Here is a 14,465-nt window from a genome sequence, read left to right as displayed (position 1 = left end):
AGCGTCGTTAAATATAAATAAGTTAAAACAACTAACGTTTGTCCTTTAATACCTCCACTGCAATGAAAAACCCATATTGAGTGCTTGTGTATGAAAATTATCAGGTTTGCTCAGTGGCGTGCCAATAAAAAAATCATACTGGGTTGAGAAGTTCTCACCCCGTAATCCCAGCACCGCGCCGGATAATACTTTTCCCTGGCCATATTGTTCACTGCCCGTCAATCTGCCGATATCCAGACCGGTATAGAATTGCTGATTCGGGGAGGGAATATCCCAGCTAAAATCATTGCGCCAGTACCATCCCTGATTACCGGATAATGTTCGTTCGCCATCAAAGCCCCGCACCGTCCAGCGATTGCCAATATTCATTTTATTATCGGACGATAAAATATCCGGGCTGAGCTGTGCGCTTATTTGTGGCGACCAACTAAATTTATTGCCGGTGAGGGGGAATTTCATTAATGCCTTTAGATCGGCATGCAGTATACGGGCGTGCTTATCGTACAGCCCCGCATTCTCTTCCGGAGTCGACGTGGAACTTAGCCACGGCAAGCGGTTCTGCACCCCCAGCGAAGCTTCAATAATCTTGCTGTCAAAGTAATGCTGGTGGCGCAGGGTAAGGTCCCAGCCAGGGTTCTGCTTGCGCATCACGCTGAGTTCGCTACCACCAAAGTAATAGCGGGAGGTGCTTTTAAATATCTTTGCGTCCAGCATCGTTTTTTGCGTTCGGGTGTGGGAAATCAGGCGTGACAGCGTTGCGCTGTAGTAACGGTTTTTGCTTTCATAATCGGTAGTAGACCACTGGCCGCGAAACTGTTGCAGGTATTCGCTGTGCGCCGCGTAAACGCTCATGTTCCAGTAACCGAAGGGAACGGAGTAGTAAACACTGGCGTTTTTATTGCCATCGTCATGTTGGTTGAACTCAACATCGCCCCCGGCGGCCACATATAAAATGTCGTTCAGCGAGGCCATATCATAGAGATAGAGCGCTCCGCCGCCCTGATAGCGCCCGGTAGCGTGGCTGCCAGCATCATCCAGCCAGGCGCCCACCTGCCAGGATTTATCAAGTTGACGCGTCAGGCGCACGTCACTCTCCGCGTGGTTCTGCCCCGGAAGCAGTTTCATATGGGCTGCTGAACCCGGAATGCGTTGCAGGTTCGCCATCCCTTGTTCGAGATCGGGCAGGCGCAAAATATCGCCTGCCGAGAACGGCAAGGCATTCCAGAGGCCGGTTCGGGTCACCGGTTCATCGGTGGCAAACGCAATGTGGCCAATTTTCCCGTAGGTTAAGGTTAATTGTAATATACCGCTCTCCAGCGACTGAGAGGGAATATCGATAAGAGACGTGATATAGCCTTTGACGATCAGTTCATTCTGTAAACTGCGGGTCAGCAGACGAATACCTGCAATACCCAGACATTGCGATTTTGCCTGGCTGACTAATTTCCCTAGCAGCTTCTGGGTTAATGCTCTGTCTTCTGATTCAATATTAACCTCTTTAATAAATTTGCAGTCTCTCTCTTTGGGGAAAATTATTTTCTCCTCGGCAGAATATACGCGAGTGGATTGATATTCCTGTTGCTGAGGCGTCAGCGCAGCTTCGCGGGCGCGATCTTGCTCAGACTGATTTGTCGAAGGGTGCGCGGTACTAGCGATGGCAGTATGACAAAGCGTAATAAAAATAATAAAACCGGCGATAAAGCCGTTGTTATTTTTCAGCATGAAGCAATATCCATTTTGTTTCATTGGGCGGAGTGTGACGCTGCATGTCGAATTAAGAGAATCCTTCTCAAATTGTAAGCAAATGCAGCAATATTACATTATCGCAAGCGGGTGAGCTTGAACAATGAAAACTCATTTTAGAATAAGTAAACGATTGATAACCCAGACTTGATAAAACACGGGAAACATCGGAGAAGTGAATATGCTAGTTAAAACCGGGCAGGGTTTCTATGCTCTTTTCCTCATTTATATATGAACTACTATCTCACTTTATTGATTTCCGGCTCATTTTTCAGGGAGCGCAGGCCCTCCGAGCCCGGACAGAGGAGCCTGCAAAAGCGGAACTACGCGTAGAATTTCAGGCGTTCGGCCAGCAAATTAACAAAAGCCGGGCGATCGATATCAGTCATTACCGTGGCGTTAGGGGTATTGCCGGTCAGGAAATAATAATCCACTACCGTCATCCCTTGGGTGTATTTCCCCTGGGTCTCGACGCCCACCCAGCGTTCTACCGTGGTGAAAATATCGGGCTTCAGCAGCCAGGCGATAGTGCAAGGGTCGTGCAGCGGTGCGCCCTGGAAGCCCCACTTTTCGGTTTTGTGGTATTCCATAAAGAAGTCGAGCAACTCAGCAACCGTCTTCGCTACAGGGTTATTGATCGCGCGAAAACGTTCAATATCCTCAGCCATGATTTGCGCTTTGTGCGTCACGTCCAGCCCAGCCATCACCACCGGGATGCCAGACTGGAAGACGATTTCCGCCGCTTCAGGATCGACATAAATATTGAATTCAGCGGCAGGCGTCCAGTTCCCCAGCCCCATGGCGCCGCCCATGATCACAATCCTGGCGATTTTTGCATGCAACTCCGGGTGGCTGTTCAGCAGCAGGGCGACGTTGGTTTGTGGGCCGGTCGCCACCAGCGTAACCGGCTCCGGACTCTCACGTAGTACCTTTGCCATCAGCTCTACGGCCGTACAATTCTGCGGGGCAAAGCCCGGCTCGGGCAGGGCGGGGCCATCAAGACCGCTTTCACCGTGCACGTTATCGGCAATAATCAGATCCCGCATTAACGGCTTAACGGCACCGCCGGCTACCGGGATATCGCTGCGTTTTAACAGCGTGAGCATGCGCAGGACATTATGCAGCGTTTTGTCCGGGGTCTGGTTTCCGGCTGAGGAGGTAACGGCTTTGACGTCAAGTTCTGGTGAGGCGAGAGCAAGGACGAGCGCTATCGCGTCGTCATGACCCGGATCGCAATCAAGGATAAGGGGTAGTGCCATAGAATTCTCCATTTCTCAGTATTGTTTTGCGACAAGGCTAACGCTGAAGGGAGGAGCAGACGAGGCAAACAGATGAAAAGCGTGAAGCAGTGCGCAATCTGAGCGATTGCGCACCGGGGAGATTAATGCAGGATTTTGGCGAGGAAATCTTTGGCGCGATCGGACTGAGGGTTGGCAAAGAACTCCTCTTTGGCGGAGTCCTCCACGATTTTGCCTTCATCCATAAAGATCACGCGGTTCGCCACTTTACGGGCAAAGCCCATTTCGTGGGTCACCACCATCATGGTCATCCCTTCTTGCGCCAGCTGTACCATAACGTCCAGTACTTCGTTGATCATCTCCGGGTCGAGGGCGGAGGTTGGCTCATCAAACAGCATCGCCACCGGATCCATACACAGCGCGCGGGCAATCGCCACACGCTGCTGCTGGCCGCCGGAGAGCTGCGCCGGGAACTTATCCGCATGCGCCGTCAGACCCACGCGCTCCAGCAGTTTCAACGCTTTTTCACGCGCCTTCGCTTTATCGCGTTTGAGCACTTTTACCTGCGCCAGGGTCAGGTTCTCAATGATCGACAGATGCGGGAACAGCTCGAAATGCTGGAACACCATCCCGACATTAGAACGCAGCTTCGCCAGGTTGGTTTTCTTGTCATTCACTTTGGTGCCGTTGACGATAATCTCGCCCTGCTGCACCGGCTCAAGGCCGTTCACGGTTTTGATAAGGGTGGATTTGCCCGAGCCGGACGGCCCGCAAACGACCACTACTTCGCCCTTTTTCACTTCCGTGGAGCAGTCGGTCAGCACCTGAAAGTGCCCATACCATTTAGAAACATTTTTCAGGGAAATCATTACACTGTCCTTTTCTTCAGCCAGCTGACCAACAGCGACGCGCTTAAACTAATTGCAAAATAGACCGCACCTGCGAACAGGATCATCTCGACCTGAGTACCATCGCGCTCACCGATGGTGGAGGCGGTGCGGAAGAAGTCTGCCAGGCTCAACACATAAACCAGCGAGGTATCCTGGAACAGCACGATGCCCTGGGTCAGCAGCAGCGGAACCATGGCGCGGAACGCCTGCGGCAGAATGATGAGCTTCATCGACTGCCAGTGGGTCATGCCTAACGCCAGGGCGGCGCTGGACTGCCCGCGGGAGATACTCTGGATCCCAGCGCGAATAATCTCTGAGTAGTACGCCGCCTCAAACATCGAGAATGCCACCATCGCCGAGATCAGACGGATATCGGATTTCGGCGACAGGCCAAGTACATTCTGCAGCAGACCCGGTACGATCAGGTAAAACCACAGCAGCACCATCACCAGCGGGATAGAGCGAAATACGTTGACATAGGCCGTGGCAAACCAGGCGACAGGCTTAAAACTCGACAGGCGCATGACCGCCAGCAGAGTGCCCCAGACAATCCCGATAATCACCGCCGTCAGGGTGATCTTCAGGGTGATGATCAGGCCATCAATCAGGTAGGGCAGGGAAGGAACAATGGAACTCCAGTCAAACTCGTACATTATTTGCCCCCCAGGTTGCCCGGCAGGCGAACTTTACGTTCGACCAGGTTCATCACCAGCATAATCACCGCGTTAATCAGCACGTACGCCAGGGTAATGGCAGTAAAGGATTCCCACGCGTGCGCGGAGTAATCCAGCAATTTGCCCGCCTGCGCGGCCATATCCACCAGACCGATAGTGGAGGCGATGGCCGAGTTTTTCACCAGGTTCATCATCTCCGAGGTCATCGGTGGCACAATCACGCGATAGGCATTCGGCAGCAGAACGTAACGGTAGGCCTGCGGTAAGGTCAGACCCATCGCCAGCGCCGCGTTTTTCTGTCCGCGGGGCAGAGACTGGATCGCCGCACGCACCTGCTCGCATACGCGGGCAGCGGTGAACAGCCCGAGGCAGAGCATTGAGGAGACAAAGAACTGAACGTTAGGATCCAGTTCAGATTTGAACCACATGCCGAGATCTTCCGGCAGCAGTTCCGGAATAACCAGATACCAGGTGAAGAACTGCACGATCAACGGAACGTTACGGAACAGTTCGACGTAGCAGGTTCCCAGCGAGGAGAGAAAACGGTTAGGCACGGTACGTAAAATACCGAACAGCGAGCCGACCAGGAAAGCGATGATCCAGGCGGTGATCGACAGGGCGACCGTAACCTGAAAACCGCTCCACAGCCAGCCAAGATAGGTGGTGTTGCCGAACGGGGCTTGCTGCAGAAAAATGCCCCAGTTCCAGTCGATTGACATAATAAACTCCAGAAAAAAAAGGGTAGCAGCGCTACCCTCGAAGATTGGTGAGAAGCTTTAATTTTCGCGCTGAGTGGGGAACGACCACTCAACGTTTAGTCTGTCCGCGCTTCCCGACAATCGAGAGGGCAGGAGGTCCCGCCCTTTAATGGTTCTAATTAGTTAAGTGCTTTGTCATTTGGTTCTTTAAACAGTGTTTTCATGTCGTCGGACAGCTCAAAGTTCATGTTCAGATTTTTTGGTGGAATTGGGTTTTTAAACCACTTATCGAACCATTTCTCTGCGTCGCCGGAGGTCTGAACCTGAGCGATGGTGTCATCAACCAGTTTCTTAAATTCCGCGTCGTCTTTACGCATCATGCAGCCATAGGCCTCTTTGGATTGCGCGGTGCCGACGATTTCCCAGTTGTCCGGTTTCTTCGCCTTCGCACGTTCACCAGCCAGCAGGGCATCATCCATCATAAACGCGACGGCGCGACCGCTCTCCAGGGTACGGAAAGAGTCACCGTGGTCTTTGGCGCTGATGATGCGCATATCCATTTTCTTCTCTTCGTTCAGCTTGTGCAGCAGGACTTCAGAGGTGGTACCGGAGGTGACGACCACCGCTTTGCCTTTCAGGTTGTCGAAATCTTTGATCTCGCCGCCTTTTTTGGTCAGCAGACGGGTACCGACCACGAAGATGGTATCGGAGAAGGCTGCCTGTTTCTGACGCTCAAGGTTGTTGGTGGTGGAGCCACACTCAAAATCAAAGGTGCCGTTTTGCAGCAGCGGAATACGGTTTTGTGAAGTGATTGGGATCAGCTTCACTTCCAGATCCGGTTTGTTCAGCTTTTTCTTCACCGCGTCAACGATGGCGTTGGAGTAAGCCTGAGAGTAACCCACGACTTTTTGCGTGTTGTCGTAGTATGAGAACGGAACAGAGGATTCACGGTGGCCGACCACAATCACGCCGTTTTTTGCGATTTTTTCCAGGGTGCCGCCCGCTGCCGGGGCAGCATCTTCGGCGTGCACGACGCCTGCAGACAATCCCATCACCAGCATTGCTGTGGCCAGTTTACGTAATTGCATATCCAACTCCTTTTTTATCAGCGACAGGGGCGCATTGATATTCGGTGTGATGTTGTTATAGCTCGCGCGATACGAGTGCAGTGTTATACGTGTTTGTTAACATTTAGTCTGGCTTAATGTAAAGATTTTGCTGCGTTATTGTTTATTTTTGCGAAGCGCGCCGCACCATTCAGAGGCATAAATCTGCCGTTGCACCGTTTCGGTGCTACCGGTGAACTGTGCTGGTGCGACCGGGTTGCACGTTAAGCCAAATCGCGTTTGCGTGAATAAACAAAGCAATCGGCGTGCCAGAATTTAAGGGAGAAAGGGATTTGCCGGGTGGCGGCTGCGCCTTACCCGGCCTACAAAAACGTAGGCCCGGCAAGCGTAGCGCTGCCGGGCAAAAAGGAAGGGGAATTACTTAAGACGCTGACGAAGGCTCATCAGCACGGCACCAAAGCCGAACAGCACGGTCAGGATCCACAGCGGCCAGTTGCCGGTGCGGGCATAAGGCGTTAACCCTGTCGTCGGCGTCACCTTTGCGGTCAGTACGTCGCGGGTAAACTGCGGGAGCATGGCCTGAATTTCGCCCTGCGGACCAATCACCGCCGTAATGCCGTTGTTGGTGCTGCGCAGCAGGGGGCGCGCCAGCTCCAGGGAGCGCATCCGCGCCATCTGGAAGTGCTGCCATGGGCCGATCGACTTACCGAACCAGGCATCGTTGGAAATGGTCAGCAGGTAGTCGGTGTTCGGGCGGAAATTATCCCGCACCTGCTCACCGAGGATGATCTCGTAGCAAATGGCGGCGGTCAGCAAAAAGCCGTGCGCGCTCAGCTGAGGCTGAACATACGGACCCCGGCTAAACGAGGACATCGGCAGATCGAAGAAGGGCGCCAGCGGACGCAGAATCGACTCCAGCGGCACAAACTCACCGAAAGGCACCAGGTGATTTTTGTTGTAGCGGTTGGTCGACTCATAGCTGTACGGATTGTCTTTTCCCAGCGTTATGATGGTGTTGTAAGTGTCGTAACGGTTCTGCTTGTTCAGACGCGCATCCACAATCCCGGTGATGAGCGTAGTGTCGCGGGCGCGGAGCAGATCGTCCATCATGGCGAGGAAACGCTGCTGGTTAATCTCCAGATCCGGGATTGCCGACTCTGGCCAGATAATTAACTGGGATTTGCCCATCTCTTTCTGGGTGGCATCCAGATAAATTTTCAGGGTGTTGACCAGTTGACCTTCATCCCACTTCAGCGACTGGGGAATATTCCCCTGCACCATCGATACCTGGGTGGCGCGTTGCGGCTCAAGGGTAAACCACTGGATATAACGCAGCGGGAAAGGCAGGGCAAAGAGGATCAGCGCCGCTACCAGCGGACGCCAGTTGCGCTGAACCAGCGCCAGTACCAGCAGGCCGCTCACCACCATCAGCAGGAAGTTGATCGCCTCGACGCCCATCACCGGCGCCAGACCTTTCAGCGGGCCGTCAATCTGGCTGTAGCCGAACTGCAGCCAGGGAAAACCGGTCAGCACCCAGCCGCGCAGGAATTCGCTGCACTGCCAGACCACCGGGGCGGCAATCGCCACCCGTAGCCAGCTGGTTTTCGGCCACAGGCGCGAGAGGACCCCGGCGAAGAGGCCGGTATAAAGCGAAAGATAAGCTGCCAGCAGCACAACGAGGAAGACATTCACCGGACCCGGCATGCCGCCAAATTGCGCAATACTGACGTAAACCCAGTTAATACCGGAGCCAAACAGGCCGAGCCCCCAGACGTAACCAATCGCCGCGGCCTGTACGGGCCGTCGGTTCAGCGTCAGCCCCTGCAGTCCCATCAGGGAGAGGAGCGCGGCGGGCCAGAAGTCATAAGGGGAAAAAGCCAGCGTTCCGCTGGCTCCGAAGATTAGCGCCAGCAGCAGACGTACGCGCTGGCGTTCAAGCAGTGGGGCAAATGCCATTTAAATCAATCATCCAGTGTGGGTTGCGGAGCATCGTCCGGCATTCTTACATGAACCTGAATAATACGTCGACTGTCGGCCATTGCGACCTTGAACTGGTAACCGTCTATTTCCACGGTCTCACCGCGCGCCGGAAGGTGACCAAAGGCCTGCATCACCAGCCCGCCAATGGTATCCACCTCTTCATCGCTGAAGTGGGTCCCGAAGGTCTCATTGAAATCTTCGATCGGAGCCAGCGCACGCACGGTCCAGGTGTGGCGGCTCAGCTGACGGAAGTCGATATCCTCTTCTTCGTCATATTCGTCTTCGATTTCACCAACAATCAGTTCAAGAATATCTTCGATGGTGACCAGACCCGAAACACCGCCAAATTCATCGATAACAATCGCCATGTGGTAGCGCTGAGAGCGAAACTCTTTCAGCATACGGTCAACCCGCTTACTTTCCGGGACAACCACCGCCTGGCGTAACACTTTTTCCATGCTGAAGGCTTCGGCATCGCTGCGCATAAACGGCAGCAGATCTTTGGCCATCAAAATCCCTTCGATGTGATCTTTATCTTCGCTGATGACCGGGTAACGCGAGTGGGCAGACTCGATAATCACATCGATGCACTCGTCCAGGCTCTGGTTGCGTTTCAGGGTAATCATCTGCGAGCGGGGGATCATGATATCGCGAACGCGCTGGTCGGCGATGTCCATTACCCCTTCGAGCATTTCGCGCGTATCTTCGTCGATAAGCTCGTTCTGCCCGGAATCACGGATCAGCTCCAGAAGATCGTCACGGTTTTTAGGTTCACCGTGGAACAGCTGGCTCAGAAGGAGGGAGAAAAATCCCTTTTTGCTGTTAGGTGTGTCGCTACTGTGTGAATTGTCGTCGCTCATGGCGTTTGTTAAGGGTTCTCTTGTTGATTTAAAAACTGCCGTCGCGGACCTGGGTCTGACACGACGGCACATTATGTCAGCCCGGCGCATAACCGCCGAACAGACTACTCTTTCTCGGCAATGTACGGATCCTCATAGCCCAGAGCAAGCATTATCTCTGTCTCGAGGGACTCCATCTCTTCCGCTTCTTCATCTTCAATATGGTCGTAGCCCAGCAGATGCAGGCTCCCGTGCACCACCATGTGCGCCCAGTGGGCTTCGAGCGGCTTTTGCTGCTCCTTTGCCTCCTGCTCAACCACCTGCCGACAGATGATTAAGTCACCCAGCAGCGGCAGTTCGATGCCCGGCGGCGCCTCAAACGGGAAAGAGAGCACGTTGGTCGGCTTATCTTTCCCGCGATAGGTCAGGTTCAGATCGTGGCTTTCTGCTTCATCCACCAGGCGAATCGTCACCTCTGACTCTTCCTGAAACTGAGGGATAACGGCATTCAGCCACGCCTGGAACTGGCTCTCTTCCGGCAGGCCGGAATTGTCTTCACAGGCCTGCTGTAAATCGAGGATCACCTGACTCATTTCTGCTCTTGCTCCTGGGCTTCGCGTTTGCGTTCCGCGGCCTGTTCTGCTTTACGTTTTTGATCTGCTGCTTCCCACGCTTCATACGCCGTGACGATGCGGGCCACCACCGGGTGACGCACCACGTCTTCGCTGTGGAAGAAGTTAAAGCTGATTTCGTCCACTTCGGACAGGACTTCAATGGCGTGACGCAGACCCGATTTGGTACTGCGCGGCAGGTCGACCTGGGTGATATCGCCGGTGATCACCGCTTTGGAGTTAAAGCCAATACGGGTCAGGAACATCTTCATCTGTTCGATGGTAGTGTTCTGGCTCTCATCCAGAATGATAAACGCATCGTTCAACGTACGGCCACGCATATAGGCCAGCGGAGCCACTTCGATCACGTTACGTTCGATCAGTTTTTCAACCTTCTCAAAGCCGAGCATCTCAAACAGCGCATCGTACAGCGGACGCAGGTAAGGATCGACTTTCTGGCTCAGGTCGCCTGGCAGGAAGCCCAGCTTCTCGCCCGCTTCAACCGCCGGACGGGTGAGCAGAATACGGCGAATCTCCTGGCGTTCCAGGGCATCCACGGCAGCGGCTACTGCGAGGTAAGTTTTACCCGTACCCGCCGGGCCGACGCCGAAGGTGATGTCATGATCAAGGATGTTGGCGATGTACTGCGCCTGGTTTGGCGTACGCGGTTTAATGACGCCACGCTTGGTCTGAATGTGGATAGCTTTGCCGAACTCCGGCACGCTCTCTGCGCTCTGCTCCAGTACCCGCGACTCTTTGATCGCCAGATGGATCTGTTCCGGCTCAATATCCTGAGTTTCACCGCGCATCGGGGCGGTATCAACGTACAGGCTACGGAGGATATCCGCAGCGGCATTGACGCAAAGGGCGCGTCCGGTGAGTTTGAACTGGTTATCGCGACGATTAATCTCGATACCCAGACGTCGCTCCAGATGTTTGATGTTGTCATCAAACGGCCCGCACAGGCTCAGCAGGCGAGCGTTGTCTGCTGGCTCAAGGGTAATTTCACGTGTATCTATATTCAAACCGTTCCTCTTAATGTCCTGGATGCCATAAGGCAGTGGGTCTGTCTTATGAAAGTATTCACGCCAGAGAATAAAGGCGCAAGCATTGCGAAGGATATGGGGGAGAGAAGAGGGGAAAACAAGGCCTGCCAGAAATGGCAGGCCACAGGCATTATGGCTGATAAACGCCGACGCCCAGATCGCTTTCTTTACGGGTACGGGCGATCACTGATTCGGGTGACTCGGCGATACGCAGACCCATTTCCTCTTCGGTGCGCACCAGTTTGCCGCGCAGGGAGTTGGTCAGCACTTCAAGGATCTCGATATCAACGAACTTACCGACCAGATCCGGCGTCCCTTCGAAGTTCACCACGCGGTTGTTCTCGGTACGGCCAGAGAGCTGCATGATGCTCTTACGTGAAGTGCCTTCGACCAGTACGCGCTGCACGGTGCCGAGCATCCGACGGCTCCAGGCGTTGGCCTGCTGGTTAATGCGATCCTGCAGAATATACAGACGCTGCTTTTTCACCTCATCCGGTACGTCATCAACCATATCGGCGGCAGGCGTTCCCGGACGGGCCGAGAAGATGAAGCTATAGCTCACGTCGAAATTCACATCGCCAATCACCTTCATGGTGCGCTCGAAATCCTCGTCCGTTTCACCCGGGAAGCCGACGATAAAGTCTGAGCTAATCTGAATATCCGGGCGCGCGTCACGCAGCTTGCGGATAATTGCTTTATATTCCAGGGCGGTGTGGGTGCGGCCCATCAGGTTCAGCACGCGGTCAGAACCACACTGGATCGGCAGATGCAGGAAGCTCACCAGCTCCGGTGTATCGCGGTAGACATCGATGATGTCATCGGTGAATTCAATCGGGTGGCTGGTGGTGAAGCGAATACGGTCGATGCCGTCGATGGCCGCCACCAGACGCAGCAGATCGGCAAAAGAGCCGGTGCTGCCGTCGTAGTTTTCGCCGCGCCAGGCGTTCACATTCTGCCCGAGCAGGTTCACTTCACGTACGCCCTGCGCCGCCAGCTGAGCAATCTCGAACAGGATATCGTCACAAGGACGGCTGACTTCCTCACCGCGGGTGTAAGGCACCACGCAGTAGGTACAGTATTTGTTGCAGCCTTCCATGATGGAGACGAAGGCGGTCGGGCCATCCGCGCGCGGTTCCGGCAGACGGTCGAATTTTTCGATTTCCGGGAAGCTGACGTCGATGATCGCCTTGCGCTGGCCGGTCCCGCGTACGGAGTTAATCATCTCCGGCAGGCGGTGCAGGGTCTGCGGCCCAAAAATAATATCGACATAATGCGCGCGCTGGCGGATCAGCTTGCCTTCCTGGGAGGCGACACAGCCGCCGACGCCGATGATCACGTCCGGTCGTTTTTGCTTGATCAGCTTCCAGCGACCGAGCTGGTGAAAGACTTTCTCCTGCGCCTTCTCACGGATCGAGCAGGTGTTCAGCAGCAACACGTCTGCCTCTTCCGCCACGTCGGTGAGTTGATACCCATGGGTGGCATCCAGCAGATCGGCCATCTTTGATGAATCGTACTCGTTCATCTGACAGCCCCAGGTTTTTATATGGAGTTTTTTTGTCATCGACTTGCTCGTGCTCAGGATTGCAGGGCGCGTATTGTAATGCTTTGGTGCGGTTGTGACCAGTATGAAGGTTCCCGGACTCAAGGCGAAAAAATCCGGTAAACTTAAGGGATTCTCAAATAAGGACAAATGACCATGACTATCCAACAAACCGGGATCGCCATCGTCGGCGGCGGTATGGTCGGCGGGGCGCTGGCGCTGGGGCTGGCGCAACACGGGTTCGAGGTAACGGTTATCGAACAGGCGGTGCCGCCTGCATTTGACGCCTCTCAGCAACCGGATGTACGCATCTCCGCCATCAGCGCCGCCTCGGTCGATCTGCTCCGCGGGCTGGGCGTGTGGGATGCCATCCTGGCGATGCGCGCGCACCCTTATCGCCGCCTTGAGACCTGGGAGTGGGAAAATGCCCATGTGGTGTTTGACGCCGCGGAGCTCAAACTCCCACTGCTGGGGTATATGGTGGAAAATACGGTTCTGCAGCAGGCGCTCTGGCAGGCGCTGGAGGCGCATCCCCAGGTCACGCTGCGCGTCCCCGCGTCGATCAAACATGTGCACCGCCATAACGAGCAGCATCTGATCGAACTGGATAGCGGTGAGCAGCTGGCGGTGAAACTGCTGGTGGGCGCCGACGGGGCCAATTCCCGGGTACGGGAGCTGGCCGGGATCGGCATTCACGCCTGGCAGTATCAACAATCCTGCATGCTGATCACCGTTGCCTGTGAGAACGATCCGGGCGACAGCACCTGGCAGCATTTTACTCCGAATGGTCCGCACGCCTTTTTACCGTTGTTCGACAACTGGGCGTCACTGGTGTGGTACGACACCCCGGCGCGCATTCGCCAGTTGCAGGGGCTGTCGATGGAGCAATTGCAGCGCGAAATCGCCCACCATTTCCCGGCGCGTCTTGGGGCCGTCAAGCCGGTCGCTGCCGGGGCCTTCCCGCTGACGCGCCGTCATGCGCTGCAGTATGCGCAGGAAGGGTTGGCACTGGTGGGTGACGCGGCGCACACCATTCATCCGCTGGCAGGGCAGGGCGTTAATCTTGGTTATCGCGATGTCGACGCGTTGATAGATGTCCTCTCCAGTGCCCGTAACCACGGTGAAGCCTGGGCCAGCCATCAGGTGCTTAAGCGGTATCAGACCCGACGCATGGCGGACAACTTCATTATGCAATCGGGGATGGATCTGTTTTACGCCGGGTTCAGCAACGATCTGGGACCGCTACGCGTGCTGCGTAATGTGGGATTAATGGCGGCGCAGCGCGCCGGCGGGCTGAAACGTCAGGCGCTGAAGTACGCCTTAGGGCTCTAAAGGTCTTGTAGGCCGGGTAGGGCGAAGCCGCCACCCGGCATTTACATTCTGGAAACGTAGAAAAGCAAAAAGCTCGCCGAAGCGAGCTTTTTTAGTGTGGCTGGGGTGCAGGGATTCGAACCCCGGAATGCTGGTATCAGAAACCAGTGCCTTACCGCTTGGCGACACCCCAATTGCGTTAAACAATAAACATCTAACGACTTTTTTAAATTGGCTGGGGTACGAGGATTCGAACCTCGGAATGCTGGTATCAGAAACCAGAGCCTTACCGCTTGGCGATACCCCAACAATTTTTTTTAGTTTACCGACAGAATCGATAACTTACTAATATGGTGGCTACGACGGGATTCGAACCTGTGACCCCATCATTATGAGTGATGTGCTCTAACCAACTGAGCTACGTAGCCAGTACTGCTTTCTTCGATGGCTGGGGTACCTGGATTCGAACCAGGGAATGCCGGTATCAAAAACCGGTGCCTTACCGCTTGGCGATACCCCAATAACCGCGGAGAACCGCAAAATCGAAGAAATATGGCTGGGGTACCTGGATTCGAACCAGGGAATGCCGGTATCAAAAACCGGTGCCTTACCGCTTGGCGATACCCCATCCGTGCAACGCTTTTATGGGAATGGTGCGGGAGGCGAGACTTGAACTCGCACACCTTGCGGCGCCAGAACCTAAATCTGGTGCGTCTACCAATTTCGCCACTCCCGCAAAAAAGATGGTGGCTACGACGGGATTCGAACCTGTGACCCCATCATTATGAGTGATGTGCTCTAACCAACTGAGCTACGTAGCCATCTTTT

At 54.6% G+C, this 14,465-nt stretch carries 12 protein-coding genes and 7 tRNA genes; 1 reads left to right on the top strand and 18 read right to left on the bottom strand.

Annotated features, from left to right (window positions below; genetic code table 11):
- Positions 1 to 45: 45 nt before the first annotated feature.
- The 11 genes from M8318_RS19505 to miaB form a co-directional block, all read right to left on the bottom strand.
- The gene (locus M8318_RS19505; protein WP_262664057.1) at positions 46 to 1,722 is read right to left on the bottom strand and encodes a ShlB/FhaC/HecB family hemolysin secretion/activation protein; all 1,677 of its coding nucleotides are present in this window, start codon (positions 1,720 to 1,722) and stop codon (positions 46 to 48) included.
- Positions 1,723 to 2,066: 344 nt separating this feature from the next.
- Entirely contained in the window at positions 2,067 to 3,002 is a 936-nt protein-coding gene (rihA, locus tag M8318_RS19500) for a pyrimidine-specific ribonucleoside hydrolase RihA (RefSeq protein ID WP_262664056.1), read from the bottom strand.
- A gap of 122 nt (positions 3,003 to 3,124) precedes the next feature.
- Positions 3,125 to 3,850, bottom strand: coding sequence for an amino acid ABC transporter ATP-binding protein (locus tag M8318_RS19495; RefSeq protein WP_262664055.1), 726 nt, complete (start codon positions 3,848 to 3,850; stop codon positions 3,125 to 3,127).
- Positions 3,850 to 4,524, bottom strand: coding sequence for a glutamate/aspartate ABC transporter permease GltK (gene gltK / locus M8318_RS19490; protein WP_106992336.1), 675 nt, complete (start codon positions 4,522 to 4,524; stop codon positions 3,850 to 3,852). The genes M8318_RS19495 and gltK overlap by 1 nt, the downstream gene beginning before the upstream one ends.
- On the bottom strand, positions 4,524 to 5,264 hold the full coding sequence (gltJ, locus tag M8318_RS19485; protein ID WP_032617037.1) for a glutamate/aspartate ABC transporter permease GltJ: 741 nt from the start codon (positions 5,262 to 5,264) through the stop codon (positions 4,524 to 4,526). Before gltJ ends, gltK begins: the two co-directional genes overlap by 1 nt.
- A 158-nt stretch (positions 5,265 to 5,422) precedes the next feature.
- On the bottom strand, positions 5,423 to 6,331 hold the full coding sequence (locus M8318_RS19480; RefSeq protein WP_262664054.1) for an amino acid ABC transporter substrate-binding protein: 909 nt from the start codon (positions 6,329 to 6,331) through the stop codon (positions 5,423 to 5,425).
- Positions 6,332 to 6,727: 396 nt separating this feature from the next.
- Positions 6,728 to 8,266: an apolipoprotein N-acyltransferase gene (gene lnt / locus M8318_RS19475; protein WP_262664053.1), complete on the bottom strand. Its 1,539-nt coding sequence runs from the start codon at positions 8,264 to 8,266 to the stop codon at positions 6,728 to 6,730.
- A 5-nt stretch (positions 8,267 to 8,271) separates the two neighbouring features.
- A complete protein-coding gene (corC, locus tag M8318_RS19470) occupies positions 8,272 to 9,150 on the bottom strand; it encodes a CNNM family magnesium/cobalt transport protein CorC (RefSeq protein ID WP_262664052.1) in 879 nt (292 codons plus the stop codon).
- 104 nt (positions 9,151 to 9,254) lie between these two features.
- Complete coding sequence (ybeY, locus tag M8318_RS19465; protein ID WP_262664051.1) at positions 9,255 to 9,722, bottom strand: rRNA maturation RNase YbeY; 468 nt, start codon at positions 9,720 to 9,722, stop codon at positions 9,255 to 9,257.
- Complete coding sequence (locus tag M8318_RS19460; RefSeq protein WP_262664050.1) at positions 9,719 to 10,765, bottom strand: PhoH family protein; 1,047 nt, start codon at positions 10,763 to 10,765, stop codon at positions 9,719 to 9,721. The genes ybeY and M8318_RS19460 overlap by 4 nt, the downstream gene beginning before the upstream one ends.
- Before the next feature lie 151 nt (positions 10,766 to 10,916).
- Positions 10,917 to 12,347 (bottom strand): tRNA (N6-isopentenyl adenosine(37)-C2)-methylthiotransferase MiaB, encoded by a 1,431-nt coding sequence (gene miaB / locus M8318_RS19455; RefSeq protein WP_166181863.1) that lies wholly within the window; start codon positions 12,345 to 12,347, stop codon positions 10,917 to 10,919.
- Between the two features lie 135 nt (positions 12,348 to 12,482).
- Here miaB and ubiF point away from each other — a divergent pair, with 135 nt between their 5' ends.
- Positions 12,483 to 13,658: a 3-demethoxyubiquinol 3-hydroxylase gene (gene ubiF / locus M8318_RS19450; RefSeq protein WP_262664049.1), complete on the top strand. Its 1,176-nt coding sequence runs from the start codon at positions 12,483 to 12,485 to the stop codon at positions 13,656 to 13,658.
- 97 nt (positions 13,659 to 13,755) lie between these two features.
- Here ubiF and M8318_RS19445 read toward each other — a convergent pair.
- The 7 genes from M8318_RS19445 to M8318_RS19415 form a co-directional block, all read right to left on the bottom strand.
- Positions 13,756 to 13,830, bottom strand: a tRNA-Gln gene (locus M8318_RS19445).
- 39 nt (positions 13,831 to 13,869) lie between these two features.
- Positions 13,870 to 13,944 (bottom strand) — tRNA-Gln (locus M8318_RS19440).
- A 44-nt stretch (positions 13,945 to 13,988) separates the two neighbouring features.
- Positions 13,989 to 14,065, bottom strand: a tRNA-Met gene (locus M8318_RS19435).
- A 17-nt stretch (positions 14,066 to 14,082) separates the two neighbouring features.
- Positions 14,083 to 14,157: transfer RNA gene (locus tag M8318_RS19430), tRNA-Gln, on the bottom strand.
- A gap of 33 nt (positions 14,158 to 14,190) precedes the next feature.
- Positions 14,191 to 14,265 (bottom strand) — tRNA-Gln (locus tag M8318_RS19425).
- Between the two features lie 23 nt (positions 14,266 to 14,288).
- Positions 14,289 to 14,373, bottom strand: a tRNA-Leu gene (locus M8318_RS19420).
- A gap of 8 nt (positions 14,374 to 14,381) precedes the next feature.
- Positions 14,382 to 14,458: transfer RNA gene (locus M8318_RS19415), tRNA-Met, on the bottom strand.
- Positions 14,459 to 14,465 lie beyond the last annotated feature (7 nt).

The organism is Leclercia tamurae, assembly GCF_025566055.1.
In the GTDB taxonomy this organism is placed as follows: Bacteria; Pseudomonadota; Gammaproteobacteria; order Enterobacterales; family Enterobacteriaceae; genus Enterobacter; species Enterobacter tamurae.
This window is presented reverse-complemented; position numbering and strand designations above follow the sequence as displayed.